Below are 19,604 nucleotides of genomic sequence, written 5' to 3'. Positions count from 1 at the left end.
TTGAAGAGAGTCCTGTTTATATCTGAATACCTAAATCCTCCGTATGACGAAGGAATAAAAAAAACAGTCTATAACCTTTTTTTAAATTTAGATAAGAATTTTGAATTGCAAGTAATTTGTAGACATGGTTTTAAAAAAGAGAACATTCATATAGTATATACTAATGTGCTGTTCTACTCAAAAGAAATCAAAACAATTATAAAGAATTTTAGACCAGAAGCAATAGTCTATTTGCCATTTCAATCAAGTACTTTTGCTAGTTATCTAAGGTTAAGAATGTTTTCAAGTTTTTCTAAAAAATCGAATATAGCATTTGTTGCATTACAGCCAAAACCATTAAAAACCTGGCAAAAAGTAGCTGTTAAATTTTTAAAGCCAGATAAAGCGTTTACACCTTCACCAGCCTTACATGAATATTGGAATACATTAAATATCAAAAATGAGTTAATTCCATTGTTAACCGATCTTACTATTTTTAAACCTCTAAAAAATGAAGAAGATAAGTTAAAGTTACGTAAAAAGTATAGTTTGCCCGAAGATGCTTTTATTGTATCCCACATGGGGCATTTGAACGAAGGTAGAAATTTAAAATCACTGGTTCCTTTGCAAAAGGCTGGGCTACAAGTAGTAATTGTTGGCAGCAGTTCAACACCAACGGACGCACAAGGTAAACAATCTTTAAAGGACGAATTATTGTCTGAAAATATAATTATCGTTGATAAATATATAGATAAGATTCAAGAAATATATCAATTAAGTGATTTGTATATATTCCCTGTGGTCAAAAAAAATAGTTCGATTGGTATGCCATTATCCGTGCTTGAAGCCAGAGCTTGCGGTACACCTGTTTTAACTTCAGATTATGGTAGTTTAAAGCATTATTTAGATAATGATCATGGTGGAATATTTTATTCTGACCCAGAAAATTTTCTTGAAACATTTAATAAAATAAGACCAGAAATAAGCCAAAATTTAATAAAAACCAAAGTTTCTGAACTGAACGATTTATTTTTTAGCTCTATACACAAACAAATTAATCAATAATGGATTTTACATTTAAAAAATATAAAGAATTGGTACAAGCTTTAAAAGATCAAGGCTATACCTTTCAAACATTTGAAGACTTTATAAAAAGCCCCAATAAAAAAGTTGTGGTTTTACGGCATGATGTAGATAGAAGATCCCCACATTCTTTAGACCAAGGTAAAGATGAAATTGACGTAGGTGCAGTTGGAACTTATTTTTTCAGAATAGTACCTGAGAGTAACCAACCTAAAGTAATGAAAGCAATTGTTGATATGGGGCATGAACTTGCATATCATTATGAGGATTTAGGTATGGCAAGAGGTAATTATGAAAAAGCCTATGAAAGCTATAAAAAGAATTTGGATTATTTTAGGAAGTTTTATCCAGTTTCAACTATATGTATGCACGGAAGTCCTGCAAACAGTATCGACAATCGTGACATTTGGAAAAAATATAATTACAGAGATTTTGATATCATCGGCGAACCCTATTTTGATATTGATTTTGATGAAGTTTTTTATATAACCGATGCAGGTAGAAGATGGAACAATACAAAAGTTAGTGTTAGGGATAAAGTAACTACAAAGTACAATTTTCCGTTAAAAACTACTGATGATATTATAAAATTGGTAAAAAACGACACGCTTCCAGACAAATTGATGATTAACACACATCCACATAACTGGTCTAATTTTGGACTGTTATGGATTTGGATATTATCTTGGCAAAATTTTAAAAATATAATAAAAGCAATATTGATTAAGGTCAGAGGTTCAAAAAATATTAAAGTAAGTGACTATAAAAGAACCTCATAAATATTTATTAAATGAAAAACGAAAAATATTGTTTATTATCTAATGACGTAGAAACTACATCGCTATGGCATAATACCTTACGTGATGAAAGCGGGTACAAGGTATTAAAAGAAGGTATGCCATTACTTTTAGATTTATACGCTAAGTACAATGTTAAATCTACTTTTTTCTTTACGGGCTATATGGCAAAATTATACCCAGAAGTTGTAAAAATGGTAATTCCTTACGGTCATGAGGTAGGTAGTCATGGACTATTACACACAAAAGAACATGGATTTGACGTGATGTCGTTAGAAAAGCAAATAAATCATTTAAAAGAATCTAAAGATATTCTAGAAAATATTATTGGAGAGGAAATTATATCATTCAGAGCTCCGGCTCTTCGTGTAAGCAATGACACCGCACTTGCATTAGAAAAAACAGGTTATAAAATAGATAGTTCTGTTGCATCTCAACGTTTTGATATGTTTATGTCCTTTGGAGGTTTAAAAAAATTAAATTGGTTAACTGCTCCAAGGTTACCCTATAGAACAAGTAAAAATACATTATTTAAAAAAGGGGAAGGGTCAATAATTGAAATACCTTTAAGTGCCTCTTTAATACCCTATTTGAGCACAACTATGAGAATTTTTCCAAATTTTACAGCTTTTCAAAGAAAGGTACTGGCTTATGAAACCTCAAAAAATGGAAAACCTATCGTATTTATAACGCACCCAAACGAGTTTATTGACGAAATGGATGAGGAACGCCAAATTAATAAAAGATCAAAAAATGTGGTTTCGGCGTTTTTGCAAGACACGCTTAGATCTAAGCTAAAAATGAAGAATTTAGGTCCAAAGGGAATACCTATTTATGAACGTGAAATAAAATATTTTGATGAGCATAAATTCAAGTTTTCTACCATAAAAAACTATTGTAAGCAAACAGGGCTTTTAAAATAAATTTTTCTTTACTTTTATTTAAAACACAATCTTATAATTATTTTACTCTCACACAATGGAATTAGAATATTAGTACTTTTACAACTAAATTTTAACATTATTTAACAAAACCCTAGTGTATTTGAAATAATTTACATATATTTGCATCAGCTATAAAAAGAAACCCCTATAAAATGATACTTACAACTTATAAGTATATAGTTAATGGTTATCCAAAAGCATCAAATTTTAATAAAAAAGATGTTTTTAATAATTATTTAAATCTTTTCATAGAGAGTTTTTCTTTCAACTATTTTTCTTTAACTAAATTAATATATGGTATATCTTTTGCTATATCAGTTAGGTTTTTTCCTATTCATTATTTTAAAGATTAAAGTTTTAAAAAAACAAATTTGCTATGATTAAAAATTACTCAACCAAAACACTTGAATCCGAAAAATTCCTTGATGATTATATCAGTTTAAAGAATGATATAATTCTGAGTCAAACTTTTCAATCCGATTCTAAAGAAGATGCTTCTAAACTCCGTTTATTAACCAATAAGTTAGCTGGAAACAAAAAATCTTCAGATTTTTCTTCACTTGAAAAAATTAGAATTGTTGTTGATAGCTTTATTGGAGATGTTAGTGAAAAAGATGTTTGTAAGAAAGAAGGCGTCTCTGTTAAAGTGTTTTCAGAATGGAAGTCAGAATTTTTAGAAGCTTTTAACAAGTATTCTGAAATTGAAGTACTTCAAAAGGCATTAAATTCTAATAATAAAGAATATATTGTTGAAGAAATTGGTGAAGGAGCTTATGATTTCTATAAAGAATTTATTAATTTATCTTCCATTAGAAATTTAGTAATATCAAAAAATAAAGTCTTATCTGCATTCAGCGACTTTAATGGCGTTGAAAATATTGTACTTTTAAATAAAGTAAATAATTTCAGATTGATAAATAAACAGTTTGAAGAAGTAAATGCTAAATTGCCTATTAATGGAATTTTATTAGGAAATTTTGAAACTTTTAATGCAAGAGCTGAGAAGCATCCAATAAACAAAATACCTTTTTTAAGTCGTATATATTTTGGGTTTGAATTTTTGTTTAAAAGAGTTATGCCTAAAATGCCGGTTTTTAAGAAATTGTATTTCTTTACTACCAAAGGTAAAAACAGATTGCTATCTAAAGCTGAGGCATTAGGAAGATTAGTTTCGTGCGGATTCGACATTGTAGATGTAAAGGTTATAGAAGGTATTCACTATTTTGCTGCTAAAAAAGTAAAGGAACCTGTTTATGATATGAATCCTAGCTATGGACCTTTATTTAAAATGAAGCGTGTAGGTAAAAACGGTAAAATTATTGGTGTGTATAAGTTAAGAACAATGCATCCATATTCCGAATATCTTCAAGATTATGTATTAAAACAAAACGGATATGCTGAAACAGGTAAACCTGCCGACGATTTTAGATTAGTACCTTGGGGAAAAGTGTTAAGACGCTATTGGATTGATGAGTTACCTCAGTTAATTAATGTTTTTAAAGGGGAGTTAAAACTTGTTGGAGCTAGACCAGTTTCTCAACGCTATTTTCAAGATATACCTGAAGATTTGCAAAAATTAAGATTAACTCAGAAGCCAGGCTGTGTACCACCTTATGTAGCTTTAGATAGAAAAGGTGCTGTTGATAGTGTTTTGCAGGCCGAAAAAGAATATCTGGAAGAAAAAATAAGAAATCCTTATACAACAGATATTAAATACTTCTTTAAAGCAATTTATAATATTGTTTTTAAGCACAAACGGAGTGCTTAATTTAAAAAAAGAATATTGTAAATAATAAAGCCATTTAATTAATTTTAGATGGTTTTGTTGTAAAAACTAAATTCTTCAACGAATGCATAAACACTGAAAATGATTTTATCTAAAAAAGAATTAAAATTTTATATTTCAGCGGATAGAATAATATCTGGTAAATCGCCTATTGGTAGTTTTAAAGAAAGATTACGTAATATTATTAGACCAGATTATATTTCATTGTATTTAAAATCGATGAGATACGTTGCATACTACAATAATGTAAATAAAAAAATAGGCTTAAAGATTTTTTATCATAAGTATATGTTCAATAAGCTAGGAGTAAAACTGGGTTTTTCTATTGGGTACAATTCATTTGGATATGGATTGTTAATTCCTCACTATGGTACAATTGTAATTAATGGAAATACAAGAGCAGGAAATTATTGCGTTTTACATACCTCTACTTGCATTGGCGGTAGTGGTAAAGTGATTGGTAATGCTCTATATTTATCTTCAGGGTCATTTATTATGGGGTCAGATTTAAAATTGGGTGATAGTATTTCTGTTGCCACAAATTCTTTAGTAAATAAATCTTTCTCAGAATCAAATTTACTACTTACAGGATCACCAGTCATTATTAAAAAGACTTCTTTACCAGCTTGGTATAATACCGAAAGAGATAAAGATCAATATATGCCTAAGATTGAAGCAATAGAAAAACTTAGATTAAGTTTGAATCTTTAAACAATTTATAGAAATGACTATATTTTTTGCTGGCTCAACAAAGCATCTACCTTCTGTTTAAAATTACTTATTGAATATTTTATAAACTCGTAATCTTTTGGGTAGGCAACTGCTTTCGATTTTAATGCCTCATAATATTTTTGTTCTATAGCTCTTTGATCACCTCTGTATTTGCCGTAAGTATGCTGAAATTTGGCTTCTCCAAATTCTGGTTTACTTACAATATCGGTTTTCTTTTTTAAATCTTTAATCGTAATTCTTCCATCTATTTTAGAGGCTTTGTTCTGTTGGTACAGCATAACTTCAGCACGAACGGCTTTGTACTTTGGAGTCTTAATGTCATTGCCTTTTTCATCTTTCATTACATTGCCATTTCCGTCTAATTTATATTGCCAACCATCTTGTACTTTTCTTTCTTGAGGTACCTTTTCTTCTAAAGTTTTTTCGGGCTCAAAAGTTAATTTGTCCAAAGAAATATCAACTTGATAATCGTAACTTGTCTTTCTATCCTTTTTATCGTGATAAATTATCCACTGATTATCAAAATTTGAAGCATTTATTTTATTTAAATGACTTACACTATCCTTAGAAATTTCTCGGATGTTATTTTTTAAATTAACCAAAACAAAACTACTCCCTTTGTTTTTAGATTTTTCAATCAAATCGTTTAGATTAGTTTTATAACTTGGATTAACGTATTGTAGATCATTTAAATACTTAAATGCTTGACGAGCATCTAGCGTAGTGCCTTTTAACAACTTTTGAGCAGAGCTATATAAACTTTCAGAATAATTTTTCTTTGCAGAGGCTATGTCTTTGGTATAATCATCAAAAATAAATTCTACTTCAGAGCCTTCGTAATATAAAGGTTGTAAAACCCTAACTTCATCTTGACGAATATCAAGGTTTAAATAGTTTCCATAAACTTTTTTAAGATTTTCTGGGGTTTTATTTTTTTGTAGTGATTTGATTTGTGCCAAGTCAGATGCAGCTGCTTTAGTATAAGCTTCCTTTAACAAAGGTATCTGTTTCTGATTGGATTTTTTAGTTTTATCTTTACTTAACTGAGCAACAGCTGTATTAAATGCTCCTGTATAATTACCTGATTGTAAATGATTCGTAGTTTTTTGTGTACCACCACAGGAAAGTAATAACACTCCAAAAAATAAAGTAAATAATAATTTTAAAAATGAATTCTTCATAGTAAACGTTAGTTGGTTTACTACAAAGTTAACTATTTTATTAATACCTATTATAAATATGGTTTTATCAAAATAGTACTGCTATTTCTATTTAGTTGATAGATGGTAATAGTTTCCCTCTACAATCTCCAAAACCAATTCTTACAGAATTATTTTTACAATAACCTTTTAAAATAACAGTATCATTATCATTTATAAATTTACGTTCGGATCCATCATTTAATTGGATAGGGTTTTTACCAGCCCAAGTCAATTCAAGCATGGAACCATAACTTTCTTTAGTTGGTCCAGAAATAGTACCAGACCCCATCATGTCACCAGCTCTAACATTACAGCCATTACTTGTATGATGCGTTAGTTGTTGAGCCATTGTCCAATACATGTATTTGAAATTAGATTCAGAAACCAATGTTTCTTGTTCATTTTCTGGTTGAATAAAAGCCTGCAAATTAATATCATAACTCCTTTTTCCAGACTGTTGTAAATAGGGTAGTGGTGCAGGGTCTTGTTTAGGGCTTTCTGTTCTAAATGGTTCTAAAGCATCCATAGTTACAATCCAAGGTGAAATTGTAGAAGCAAAGCTTTTTCCTAAAAACGGACCAAGAGGAGCATATTCCCATCCTTGAATGTCTCTAGCACTCCAATCATTAAAAAGTACCATTCCAAAAATATAATCTTCGGCTTCTTCCAATTTAATGGTTTCGCCTAATTTGTTTACGTCAGTAGTTATAAATGCCATTTCCAATTCAAAATCCAAGCGTTTGGAAGGGCCAAATAGTGGTTTTTCAGCGTCTTTTGGTTTTGTCTGCCCAATGGGTCTTTTTATTGGTGTGCCAGAAGTAACAATTGACGAACTTCTGCCATGATATCCAATAGGAATATGTAACCAATTTGGCATCAATGCATTTTCAGGATCTCTAAAAATACTTCCAACATTTGTAGCATGCTCTTTACTAGCATAGAAATCGGTATAATCACCAATAGTCACTGGTAATTTCATTTCAATTTCATCCATGGTAAAAATTATTCGCTCACTATGCTCAGCATTATCTTTTAAAATAGAATTGTTCGCATCAAATATTTCGGCTATTCTGTTTCTTACCAAACGCCAGGTAATTCGACCATCTGCAATAAAATCATTCAAGGTGTCTTGTAAAAATATATCATCAGTTAATGGAATACCATCAAAATAGCCCAATTGATGTAAAGCTCCTAAATCAATAGCATAATCACCAATTCTCGTACCAATTGTGATGATATCATCCCTAGTTAAAAAGACACCAAAGGGTATATTTTGTATGGGAAAATCGGAGTTTTCTTTTACAGTTAACCATGATTTTCTATTCGGATCGTTAGCTTTAATTTTCATATTTTGATTGTTGATTTATTTTTATTCAAATATATAAGATTATATGTTTTTGCAAAATGAAATTAGTATTTTTGGCATCACTTTAACAAACTTAATATTTTTACAATGCAACGTGATCAACAGATTTTTGATTTAATACAAGAAGAAAAACAAAGACAACTTAATGGGTTGGAATTAATTGCTTCGGAAAACTTTGTAAGTGAACAGGTTATGGAAGCAGCAGGTTCTGTTTTAACCAATAAATATGCAGAAGGCTATCCAGGTAAACGCTATTATGGTGGATGTGAAGTTGTTGACATTGTTGAACAAATTGCAATAGATAGAGCTAAAGCACTTTTTGGTGCTGAATATGTAAATGTGCAACCACACTCTGGTTCTCAAGCAAATTCGGCCGTATTTTTTGCATTGTTAAAGCCGGGAGATAAGATATTGGGTTTCGACTTATCTCATGGAGGTCATTTAACTCATGGTTCGCCTGTAAACTTTTCTGGAACTTTATACAAAACTTCTTTTTATGGTGTTGAAAAAGAAACAGGAGTTTTAAATTATGATAAAATTCAAGAAACAGCTAATAAAGAAAATCCCAAATTAATAATTGCGGGTGCTTCAGCCTATTCAAGAGATATTGATTTTAAAAAGTTTAGAGAAATAGCGGATAGCGTTGAAGCATTTTTGGTTGCTGATATTTCGCATCCAGCGGGTTTAATAGCAAAAGGAATTTTAAATGACCCTATGCCGCATTGCCACGTGGTTACTACCACAACTCATAAAACATTACGTGGGCCAAGAGGAGGGATGATTATGATGGGCAAAGATTTTGAAAACCCGTGGGGCAAGACTTTTAAAAGCGGTAAGCCAAAAATGATGTCTTCATTTTTAAATTCAGCTGTTTTTCCTGGAAACCAAGGTGGGCCATTAGAACACATAATTGCTGCTAAAGCCATAGCTTTTGGAGAAGCTCTTACCGATGAATTTTTGCACTATCAATTGCAAGTAAAGAAAAATGCTGCTGCTTTGGCAAAAGCATTTGTAGGCAAAGAATACCATTTGATTTCTGGCGGAACAGATAATCACATGATGTTAATTGATCTTCGCAATAAAAATATTACTGGAAAAGAAGCAGAAAATGCTTTGGTAAAAGCCGATATTACGGTAAACAAGAACATGGTACCTTTTGATACACAATCACCTTTTGTAACCTCAGGAATTAGAATTGGTGCTGCTGCTGTTACTACACGTGGACTTAAAGAAAGCGATATGGCAACTATTGTTGATTTTATTGATGAAGTGATAAATAATCATCAAAATGAAGAAGTATTGGAATCTGTTGCCAAAAAAGTAAATGAAATGATGAGTCATAGGCCTTTATTTGTATAAGGGTTATACCAGTTTATAAGTATTGTGATTCAATAGAATTCATGATAAAAATCATTTTAATTTTCTAAATATTTTATTTATTTAGCAGATATTACCTAAAACTAATAATATGGGTTCTCAATCTGTTAAAGCCATAACGTCTCAAAAACAGCGAAAAAAGTTTGTCTATCATTTACTCAATGATGTAAAAGCACTTGAGAAAATGATAAATGATGACCTTTTTGAAAAGGGAATTCAACGTGTTGGTGCAGAGCAAGAACTCTGTATAACCAAAAAAAATTTTCGCCCCTCAAAAAATGCATTAGAAATTTTAAAAAAAATTAACGATAAACATTTTACAACTGAACTGGCCCTATTTAACCTTGAAATAAACTTAGATCCAGAAGAACTTACCAATAACTGTTTTTCCAACATTGAAAATCAGTTGACAGCCCTATTAGAAAAAGCACATAAAGCGGCTGAAGAAGTAAATAACAATAAGATACTGTTAACCGGTATTTTGCCTACTTTAAAGAAAAAGGATTTAGTATTTGAAAATATGACACCTCTACAACGTTATCAAACGCTAAATACCGTTATGAAAAACATTAGGGGAGATGATTTTAAATTACGAATACGTGGAGTTGATGAATTAATTATAAAGCATGATTCTATTCTTTTTGAAGCTTGTAACACAAGTTTTCAAGTGCATTTACAAGTAGACTTGGATGAAATAGTAGATAAATATAATTGGGCTCAAGCTATAGCTGGCCCAATATTGTCAGTGATGACTAACTCTCCTCTTTTGTTAAATAGAGAATTATGGGCTGAAACCAGAATAGCACTTTTTAAGCAAAGTGTTGACTTACGTACAACTTCACACCTTTTAAGAGAGCAAAAACCCAGAGTTTCTTTTGGAAATGATTGGGTTTATAACTCTATTATTGAATTATTTACAGATGATATTTCTAGATACGCTCCGTTAGTAACTTCTAATTTTAAAAAGAATTCACTTGAATTGTTGGATAATGGTGTTATGCCCAAACTAAAGGCATTAAATCTGCATAATGGCACTTTATATAAATGGAACAGGTTGTGCTATGGTGTACATAAAAACGTAGCACATTTACGTATTGAGAATAGATATATTCCATCCGGACCAAGTGTAAAAGACGAAATTGCAAATACTTTATTATGGGTAGGCGTAATGCAAGGCATGCCAGATAGGTATAAGAACATTTGGAAGAAAATGCATTTCAAAGATGCTCGGGGTAATTTTATTAATGCTGCTAGAACGGGTATGGATACATATTTTAATTGGTTTAATGAAGGTATATCCGCAAAAAAATTGGCTTTAGATGTATTAATTCCAATGGCTAGAAACGGTTTGTTAAAATCTAATATTGACCCTGTAGAAATAGATACCTATTTGAATATTATAGAAAAGCGAGTTACAAATAATATTACTGGTAGTAAATGGCAAGTGCGGAGTTATAGAAAACTTAGAAAAAGGGTTTCTAAAGATGAAAGTACAATGTTATTAACCTATAAAATGTATAAAAACCAACGCACCAATAAACCTGTACACCAATGGAAAATGCCCAATACAAAGGTTTTAGATTTTAGCCATAGATATGATAAAATTTATAAAGCTATGACCACAGAACTTTTTGTAGTCAATGAAAATGATTTGGTGGAATTAGTCGCCAAAGTTATGGAATGGAAAAAAATACGTCATTTACCTGTTATAAATAAATCTAATAAAATAACTGGATTAATTACCAAAACTAATTTATTGAACTATGAAAAAAGAACCAATGAAAATTTAATTGTGGCTAAGGACTTTATGATTAAAGATGTTATTACCGTACATCCTGAAATTTCAATTTCTGAAGCTAAAGCAATTATGATTAAAAATAATATTGGGTGCTTACCTGTTGTCGATAACCATACATTAGTAGGTATTTTTACAAAAAATGATTTAAAAAGGATTGATGAATATGTTGATTAGTGAAAATAAAATAATGGTTGAAGATTTTGAAAAAGAAGTTTCGGTTAAAAGAGTTTTAGCTCATATAAATGGAAAAAAGGAAACTCCAACTGTTGTAATTATTGCTGGTATCCATGGTAATGAAAAAGCTGGTATAATAGCATTAAATAATGTAATACGAAAGATAAAAGACAATTCAATTTCCTTTGAAGGAAATTTTTATGCCATATCTGGTAACATTAATGCTCTAAAAAAAGGAATTCGTTATGATACAGTTGATTTAAATAGGGTATGGACCGAAAGTCAAATTGAATATATCAATACTTCCGTAAATGGATTTAACTCAGATGTAAACGAGCAAATTGAGATTTACAATACTATTAAGAATATATTATCACAAAACAAAGGACCATTTTATTTTATTGATTTACATACTACTTCTGCAGCTACAGAACCGTTTATTACTATAAGTGATTCTTTGAATAACAGAAAGTTTACTTCAAACTTTTCAATACCCATCATTTTAGGAATTGAGGAATATCTAGAGGGACCTTTACTTACCTATATAAATGAATATGGTCATATATCATTGGGTTTTGAAGCTGGTCAGCATGAAGATAGGTTATCAATTACCAATTGCGAAGCTTTTATTTGGCTATCGTTGGTAATTTCAAAATGTGTAAAGAAAAATCAGATTAAAAATTATAAGCATTATCAGCACTTACTCAGTAAAAACAAGGGTGACCAAGATTTTTACGAAATAAAATTCAAGTACGGTATTGATAAGGGCGAAAATTTTAATATGGTAGATGGTTTTGAAAACTTTCAAAAAATTACTAAAAATCAATTGTTGGCATATAGTAATTCACAAAAAATAAAATCAACCTTAAATGGGAAAGTGTTTATGCCTTTATATCAAAAGCAAGGTAATGATGGTTTTTTTATTATTAAGCCCATATCAAAATTTTGGTTAAACCTATCCAAAAGTGTCAGAAAATTAAAACTATATCAACTATTACGGATTTTACCTGGCATTAAACAAGACAAAACCAATAGATATGTTTTGATAGTTAATCCAAAAACAGCAAGGTTTCTAGCTGATGAAATTTTTCATTTATTTGGATATAGAAAAAAGGTTAAAAAAGAAGATAAGTGGTATTTTATTAAACGTGATAGGGAAGTTAGTCGGTTTTCATAAAAAAGAAGATTAAATCAAGTTTTTATTTTTCATCATATGCTCTTTCAATAATATTTTCGGGCAATGATTTTTTTGCTTTTGCTCCCAATTTTTTGATTTTTTCTACACTTGTAATTAAGTTACCTCTTCCTTCTACAAGTTTGTTCATTGCTCCTTTATATTCATTTTTGGCTTCATCCATTTTTTTTCCAACTTTAGTCAAATCATTTACCAATCCTTCAAATTTATCGTATAATGCTCCTGCTTGACGGGCAATTTCAATGGCGTTTCGTTGTTGTTTTTCGTTCTGCCACATGCTATCAATGGTTCTTAATGTTGCCAATAGCGTAGAGGGGGTTACTATTACTATGTTTTTTTCAAAAGCCTTATTATACAGTTGGTTATCAGTATTTATTGCAATAGCAAAAGCAGGATCTATGGGAACAAATAGTAAAACAAAATCTGGTGATTCAATTTCATAAATATCTTCATATTTCTTTTCAGAAAGTTGTGATACATGCCTGTTAAGTGAATTAATATGATCTTTTAAAAATCGTGCTTTTTCTGATTCATCTTCAGCATTTGCATAACGCTCATAATCTGTTAGTGAAACTTTTGAGTCAATAATCATTTTCTTATTATCAGGAAGATTGATAATAACATCTGGCCTTAGCCGAGTTTTGTTTGCTTCATCAGTACTAAAGCTTTTTTCTAAGAAATATTCCCTATCTTTCTCTAAACCAGATTTTTCTAACACGCGTTCTAAAATCAGTTCACCCCAATTTCCTTGGGTTTTACTATCACCTTTTAATGCTTTGGTCAGGTTTACGGCTTCTTTGCTCATTTGTTCATTCAACTCTTTTAAGCCAATAATCTGTTGACGTAAAGCGGCATGGTAGTCAATACTTTCTTTGTGGGTTTTGTCTACTTTATCTTCAAATAACTTTATTTTTTCGTTTAATGGATTTAAAATAGTCTTTAAATTTTCTTTGTTTTGTTCAGTAAATTTGGTTGATTTTTCTTCTAATATTTTATTGGCCAAATTTTCAAATTCTTTGGTGAATTTTTCTTGAATGTTTTCTAGTTCTTTTTTTTGCTCTGATAGCTTTTCGTTTAAATTATTAATTGCAGCATCTTGCTGAATGTTAATTCTTACAATATCTTCTTTTTCAGATTGAATTTGTTTATACTCTAATTGAAGTTCGGAAATGGTTTTTTCAGCATTATCCTTAATAGTGTTGAGAATGTTATTTCGTTCTTTAAGGGCAGATTTTTCCTTTTCAGAAGCTACTTTGGTCAATAATTTACCAATAAAAGCACCTATGAGCAAAGAAATAATAAAGATGATAATGAATATAAAATACTGTTCCATTAATAGATTGAATAGTAAGCGATAATATTACAAAAATTATAGAAATATTTTGTGTACGATCAGTATTTCTTATACATGAGTTGTTACCAAAAAATCACCGTAGAAAGTGGAAGTAATTTTATTTATCAGCAACAGCAGTTGATTGTTTTAACAGCTTTTGTTGTTGCTTTACAGTAAGAGAACTACCATCAGGGCTCCATCCAGGTGGGCCAAAAATGAACATAAAACCTTCTTTAAAGGTTTTAGCTTTTTTTACATCTCTCCATATATCACCATATTCATGGGTAAGTATAACTAACGGATTGTAAGATTGTGGTGGCTTTGTTACACCATATTCAATATCAATAGTCTCATCCAATTCTTTCCAGGTACCGAACATTTTATCGAATATATTCAAATACCCTCCATGATTTTTATCCATATATTCAATATTTTTGGAATGATGTACTTGGTGTTGTGTGTGTAGGTTTAAGAATTTTTCTAAAAATCCGAGTTTAGGAATATATTTGGTATGTAACTGGAATTGCCATAACGCTTCAATACCCATACAGACTATTAGCATTTCGTAATGAAAGCCGATTGCAGGAATCCACATATAAAAGAAAGGTTTGTATAAAACGGTGAACCAACCATTACGTACAGCAGTCCCTAAATTAAAATTATCTGAAGAATGATGTACTACATGTGCTGCCCACAAAAACCTAATTTCGTGATTAGCTCGGTGAAACCAATAATAAGAAAAATCATCTAGTAACTGACAAATTAACCAAATGTACCATGCCCAGCCGAAAGATTCGTAACCCATAATATTAGTGCGGACACCATCAATCATTGGATTAAATAGCTCATACACAAAACTGAACAATACAATGGCAAAGACAATTTTTACCAAAGGAGCTATTATAGCTGAACCAATGCCCATAGCACCACTTGCAAACAGGTCTTTCCACTCGTACAACTCGTCGTTATCATGAGTTTTACTATATACTAGTTCCAATAAAATAAATGCTATAAATGCAGGTCCACCATAGACCAAAGGGTTGGTTAAATCCAATGTTTAAAAAATTTCGGTAAATATACTTAATTAAACTAAGTTTAAGCAATCAGATTTTCAATAGTTTCTGCTAATTTGAAATCTTTATTTGTAACACCGTTGGCATCGTGGGTAGATAACCTAATAGACAATGTGTTATAAATATTTAACCATTCAGGGTGATGGTTCTGTGCCTCAATCTCAAAGGCAATACGAGTCATTATTGTAAAACAATCTCTGAAATTTTCAAACTCTAAAATGGTTTCAATGCCATTGTCTCTATATTTCCAATTGGGTAGTTTTTCTAAATTATTTTCTATTTCTGGTTGTAAAAGTTTTTTCATAATTAAATTTTATACTAGTGCGATTTTAAAAGGCAATATACTTCAATTTTAGATATTGAAATTTAAATTACAAATAATATAATAAATCATTGTTATTTTAATCGTAAGTTTTATATTTGCACCGCTATTTTAGCAAATGGTGGCATAGCTCAGCTGGATAGAGCACCTGCCTTCTAAGCAGGCGGTCCTAGGTTCGAATCCTAGTGCCATCACTAAAAAGACCTTACAGAAGTAAGGTCTTTTTAGTTTATAGAATTCCACAAAATGTTTACAGCATAAATTTTTGTATTAAAAATTAATTATCTGGATGCTCTTTTAACAATTCTTCAGGACTGTAAAAACCTTTTTTATCTTTTACGCTCGCTCTTACTTCTTTAACTTTTTCAGGTGAAATAGCTGAAGCACTATTACCAAAAGAATTTCTTACATAGGTTAACACAGCAGCCAATTCTTCATCATTTAACATGCCCTCAAATGGTGTCATTGGCACTTGACCAGGGTAGCTTTTCCCTAACACTTCAATAGGACCCATCATTCCTTTTAATGTTAGCTTAATCAATCGTTCTTCGCTACCCAAAATCCATTTGGTTCCAGCAATGGGAGGGAAGCCAGATGCTTCCAACCCTTTACCATCTGTTTGATGACAGGTAACACAAAATCCTTCTCTATTATATATTTCAGCTCCTTGAACATATAAAGCTTTTTCAGCCCCTTTTAGAGTAGTCTTTATCTTTAATTTATCAGGGTCTTCACCCATATTATGACCATTTAAATGTGCTATAGCGGCCTTATATGGAGCTTTCATCCAACTATCCATAGGCATTTTTCCTGCTTCATCCAGAATCGGATTTCCAACAGAAGGTTCAAGCCATGAAGCTGCAACTAACGCTTCTAATCTTACACGAGGATGCTTATCTTGAACGGCTTTAATCAATAATTCAGCTTGGTTATTTATCTGGTGCCCTCCATAGCGTAAAACTTTAACCGCTGCCGCTCTAGCTCTAAAATCATTTGCATTTAACATTTGATTCAATAACTCAGCATCAATTTTATTTAAACCCCAGCTTACCCATAATGCCTCTAAAACATGATGTTCATATCTTGGATTTGCTTTATCCAAGTTACTGACCCAAGTTTTTATTTTTGATAAAACTTCATCGGTATCTCTAGCTCTTAACTCTCTTCTTGTGCGATAGCGTGTTCTAAATTCTGGAAGTTTTAAATTATCCAACAACTCATCAATTGTTGCTCCTGAAACCTTTGCTGGCTTTAAAAGAGGTCTTGATGGATAAGTAATTCTATAGACTCTACCATGTGAGTGGTCTCTTAAAGGATCACGTGCATTATGCTGCATATGTCCAATAAGTACATTATGCCAATCGATAAAATATAAAGACCCGTCTGGAGCAAACTCCATATCAACGGGACGGAAATTCTTATCTGTTGATTTAACCAAATCTAATCTATGTTTGCTAACATACCCGGCTGAATCAACTTGATCTTTCATGGAATGTTGTTTAGTTCCTAAGAAACCGATGGTATTGTTGATTAAAATATCTCCTTGAACTTCATCTGGAAAGTGACTACTTGAAACAAATTCCAGTCCTGAAGTAGGTCTTACCCTATGAGCATCTTCAATCAAATTTGCAGGTCTAGGATTGGCTCTTCCATATCTATTTTTAATTGTTCCAGGCATCATCCATGTCATATCTGGACCAGATGTATGAGCAAAGAAATTTTGTCCCCACTCATCAAAAGCTATTCCCCATGGATTAGGAATTGATAGTTGAGCGGTACGCTCTAAATGATGCCTTTGCGGGCTATATCTGTAAAATCCGCCATTAGTTCCTCTTACTGGGCCATAAGCCGTTTCTACATTGGTATGCAGAAATACACCTTCTCCCATATAAATTGCCCCCGAAGGATCAGCAGCAAATGCACTAATGGCATGATGAGTGTCGTGATCATCAAAACCACTTAAAATAACTTCAGTTTCATCTGCTTTGTCATCACCGTCTGTATCTTTTAACAACACCAAATTAGTTCCTTGGGAAACATAAACACCTTCAGGTGCAAATTCAAACCCAATAGTTAAATGTAATCCATCAGCAAAGACAGTTTCTTTGTCAGCTTTACCATCATTATCGGTATCTTCTAAAATAATAAGTTTATCATCTGGCTTACTATCTCCTGGTTTGTAATGTGGATAACTGGGCATTACGCCAACCCATAATCTACCCTTATTATCAAAGGACATTTGAACGGGATTGGCCAAATTACCAAATTCTTTCTCCGAAGCAAATAATTCTACTTTATAACCGTTGGCCGTTGTTAATGTGGCTTCAGCATCTTCACCATAAAGATATTGGGGATCGCCATTTTTATTACTGGGCTTATAATTGGTTTCTACTTCAGGTAATTTTTTTGTGTTGGCATCAGCCGCAGCTAAATCCATTTTTTCTCCTTTAATAGCTTTCCAAATGGCTTGATCACGGATATCCGTCATTTCTCTCAATTTCTCTACTTCAAAAGGATAATTGTCTGGACCAAATGGGTCATAGCGTCTACCATAGGCATGAACGCCATTTGGTATTTTATAATCATTATGCCAAATCCAGTTTTTTTCCATAACCGCATCATGCACCAACTTTCTATTCGTTTCATTTCTCAGCTTTACGGAGCCAAATACTTCATTAGCTAAGAAGTTGGAGAAAACCTTATATCCTTTATTGTTAAGTTGAAAACCATCTGCGGTTAAATCTTCACTTTCATTAGTGTACCATTTTTCAGTAGCGGCAAATGCATCTACAAATAATAAATTATTTGCTTTAGCTACTTCTTGCATAGCTTTAGTGTAAAGAGCTAAGTTAACATTCTCTTTTTCTCCATTAGGTAAATCCATCTTTTCAGATAAATCTTCAAAAGCAATAGGAGAAATCAATACCAATTCAGGAGGATTTTCTCCATTATAATTTTGCTTTTTAGTGTGGGTTATAAATGCCTGAAGTTCGGCTTTGTAATTATCCAATCCATCTGGACCTTGAAAAGATTCATTGTATCCAAAAAATGCAAGAATTATATCAGCCTTAAGTCTTGTTAACCACTGATCTGGAGTTTCAAAATGTCCAGTACTACCAGACTTGTTTGCCAGTTCAGACTGAAAAACTTCTGCTCCTGGAAAAGCCCATGGCGAATTTCTAGAAGAATGAGGTCTAAAGCCTGGTGTATTACCACCATCTGCCATATTTCTTATATACAGTAGGCTATCAGGGTATCTCATTTGCATTTCAGTTTCAAAATGCCCATAATTAATCATTCTTGAAGCTAAATTGTTACCTATAAGTACAATATGGCTATCTTTTTTAATAGGAGTAAGGTTTTCTTTTTTCGATTCTGAACAACTGTAGATGATCGATATACTTATTATGAATAGGAGGGTAGAAAATGATTTTTTTATTTTGTTATACATAATATTAGTTTAAAGTTGTTCAATTAATGTTGATGTGTTTACCTTCTTTTACAGATAACTCACAAGCTTCTATTATTTTCTGACATGTAATGGCATCTTCGATAGAAGATAATGGTGCTTTGTCATTACGAATCACTTCATTTATAAAATGAGTAGCTGTATTTTTTATTGATTCTGGATAAGCTTGATAGGTCTGAGAGTGAGCTCCGTTTCTATCATTAATGACCCAATCTCTATAACTATAGCGAGTACTTCCGTCAGTACCTATGACTTTGATCATGCAAGTCCATGGATCACCTGCATGGTCATCATTAGCAAAACTAGCACACAAATGACTTAATGAGCCATTTTGCATTTGTATGTTGGCCATGGCCAAATTTTCTTGAGGTGCAATTTCGGTATTTACCGTATGTTTAAAACAAGAAACGGTTTTCGGTTGACCAGCCAAGTATAGCATAGTATAACTATGATGCGTTAATATTTGACCAATTACGCCAGGGTATCTTGTTCTGATTTCATCAGCATGGTGAATGTTGTACATCATATAAAACTGAGTAATTTTACCTAGTTTGCCATTTTGTATCATTTCTTGTGTACGTTTTATTCCGTCCTCATAAATGTAATTATGTACTGGCATACATTTTACTCCTGCTTCCTCGATTGCATTTTGCATAGCTAAAAGTTCATCAATGCTTGAGGCAGCTGGTTTTTCAACAAGTATGTGCTTACCTGCTTTAGCAGCTTTTATGGTGTATTCACAATGAGTTTCCATATTAGTCAATATAAAAACCGCATCTATTAAAGGATCATTTAGTAATTCATCGACCGTAGCATATACTTTACAATTAAACTTTTCAGCTTTTTTTTTGCCTTTTTCTAGCGTTCTGTTCCAAAGTCCAACAAGTTCAGCACCTTCTAGGTTTTGAATGGCCTCTGCATGTAAATTAGCAATATCTCCAGCTCCAATAAAAGCAATATTTATGGGTTTCATA

The 19,604-nt window shown here is 31.7% G+C and carries 15 protein-coding genes and 1 tRNA gene; 9 read left to right on the top strand and 7 right to left on the bottom strand.

What is annotated here, in order from left to right:
- The 5 genes from U5A88_RS06770 to U5A88_RS06750 all read left to right on the top strand — a co-directional run bounded on the left by U5A88_RS06770 (position 1) and on the right by U5A88_RS06750 (position 5,300).
- Entirely contained in the window at positions 1–1,044 is a 1,044-nt protein-coding gene (locus tag U5A88_RS06770) for a glycosyltransferase family 4 protein (RefSeq protein ID WP_354204925.1), read from the top strand.
- On the top strand, positions 1,044–1,841 hold the full coding sequence (locus tag U5A88_RS06765; RefSeq protein ID WP_354204924.1) for a polysaccharide deacetylase family protein: 798 nt from the start codon (positions 1,044–1,046) through the stop codon (positions 1,839–1,841). Before U5A88_RS06770 ends, U5A88_RS06765 begins: the two co-directional genes overlap by 1 nt.
- 11 nt (positions 1,842–1,852) lie before the next feature.
- Positions 1,853–2,782, top strand: a complete 930-nt coding sequence (locus tag U5A88_RS06760) for a polysaccharide deacetylase family protein (RefSeq protein WP_354204922.1) — start codon at positions 1,853–1,855, stop codon at positions 2,780–2,782.
- 397 nt (positions 2,783–3,179) lie between these two features.
- Positions 3,180–4,571 (top strand): sugar transferase, encoded by a 1,392-nt coding sequence (locus tag U5A88_RS06755; protein ID WP_354204920.1) that lies wholly within the window; start codon positions 3,180–3,182, stop codon positions 4,569–4,571.
- A 99-nt stretch (positions 4,572–4,670) separates the two neighbouring features.
- Positions 4,671–5,300, top strand: coding sequence for an LbetaH domain-containing protein (locus U5A88_RS06750; RefSeq protein ID WP_354204918.1), 630 nt, complete (start codon positions 4,671–4,673; stop codon positions 5,298–5,300).
- Between the two features lie 17 nt (positions 5,301–5,317).
- On the opposite strand, the gene U5A88_RS06745 is transcribed toward U5A88_RS06750, so the two are convergent.
- Together U5A88_RS06745 and fahA are read right to left on the bottom strand one after the other, a co-directional pair.
- Complete coding sequence (locus U5A88_RS06745) at positions 5,318–6,502, bottom strand: hypothetical protein (RefSeq protein WP_354204917.1); 1,185 nt, start codon at positions 6,500–6,502, stop codon at positions 5,318–5,320.
- Between the two features lie 91 nt (positions 6,503–6,593).
- Complete coding sequence (gene fahA, locus U5A88_RS06740; protein WP_354204915.1) at positions 6,594–7,871, bottom strand: fumarylacetoacetase; 1,278 nt, start codon at positions 7,869–7,871, stop codon at positions 6,594–6,596.
- Positions 7,872–7,976: 105 nt separating this feature from the next.
- On the opposite strand from fahA, the gene glyA reads away from it, so the two are divergent.
- The 3 genes from glyA to U5A88_RS06725 all read left to right on the top strand — a co-directional run bounded on the left by glyA (position 7,977) and on the right by U5A88_RS06725 (position 12,415).
- Positions 7,977–9,248, top strand: a complete 1,272-nt coding sequence (gene glyA, locus U5A88_RS06735; protein ID WP_354204914.1) for a serine hydroxymethyltransferase — start codon at positions 7,977–7,979, stop codon at positions 9,246–9,248.
- 109 nt (positions 9,249–9,357) lie between these two features.
- Positions 9,358–11,238, top strand: a complete 1,881-nt coding sequence (locus U5A88_RS06730; protein ID WP_354204912.1) for a CBS domain-containing protein — start codon at positions 9,358–9,360, stop codon at positions 11,236–11,238.
- The gene (locus U5A88_RS06725) at positions 11,222–12,415 is read left to right on the top strand and encodes a succinylglutamate desuccinylase/aspartoacylase domain-containing protein (protein WP_354204910.1); all 1,194 of its coding nucleotides are present in this window, start codon (positions 11,222–11,224) and stop codon (positions 12,413–12,415) included. Before U5A88_RS06730 ends, U5A88_RS06725 begins: the two co-directional genes overlap by 17 nt.
- A gap of 22 nt (positions 12,416–12,437) precedes the next feature.
- Here U5A88_RS06725 and rmuC read toward each other — a convergent pair whose 3' ends face one another.
- The 3 genes from rmuC to U5A88_RS06710 form a co-directional block, all read right to left on the bottom strand.
- Entirely contained in the window at positions 12,438–13,766 is a 1,329-nt protein-coding gene (gene rmuC, locus U5A88_RS06720) for a DNA recombination protein RmuC (protein ID WP_354204908.1), read from the bottom strand.
- A 118-nt stretch (positions 13,767–13,884) separates the two neighbouring features.
- Positions 13,885–14,820: a sterol desaturase family protein gene (locus tag U5A88_RS06715; RefSeq protein WP_354204906.1), complete on the bottom strand. Its 936-nt coding sequence runs from the start codon at positions 14,818–14,820 to the stop codon at positions 13,885–13,887.
- A 41-nt stretch (positions 14,821–14,861) separates the two neighbouring features.
- Positions 14,862–15,143: a 4a-hydroxytetrahydrobiopterin dehydratase gene (locus tag U5A88_RS06710; protein ID WP_354204904.1), complete on the bottom strand. Its 282-nt coding sequence runs from the start codon at positions 15,141–15,143 to the stop codon at positions 14,862–14,864.
- Between the two features lie 138 nt (positions 15,144–15,281).
- On the opposite strand from U5A88_RS06710, the gene U5A88_RS06705 reads away from it, so the two are divergent.
- Positions 15,282–15,355 (top strand) — tRNA-Arg (locus U5A88_RS06705).
- 83 nt (positions 15,356–15,438) lie between these two features.
- Here the strand turns inward: U5A88_RS06705 and U5A88_RS06700 are convergent.
- Positions 15,439–18,612, bottom strand: coding sequence for a PVC-type heme-binding CxxCH protein (locus U5A88_RS06700; protein WP_354204902.1), 3,174 nt, complete (start codon positions 18,610–18,612; stop codon positions 15,439–15,441).
- A 19-nt stretch (positions 18,613–18,631) separates the two neighbouring features.
- Positions 18,632–19,603, bottom strand: a complete 972-nt coding sequence (locus U5A88_RS06695; RefSeq protein ID WP_354204900.1) for a Gfo/Idh/MocA family protein — start codon at positions 19,601–19,603, stop codon at positions 18,632–18,634.
- Between the last annotated feature and the right edge of the window lies 1 nt (position 19,604).

This window comes from Aureibaculum sp. 2308TA14-22 (assembly GCF_040538665.1).
GTDB lineage: Bacteria > Bacteroidota > Bacteroidia > Flavobacteriales > Flavobacteriaceae > Aureibaculum.
Note: the sequence above shows the minus strand (reverse complement) of the source record. Positions and strands in the feature narration are given on the sequence as shown.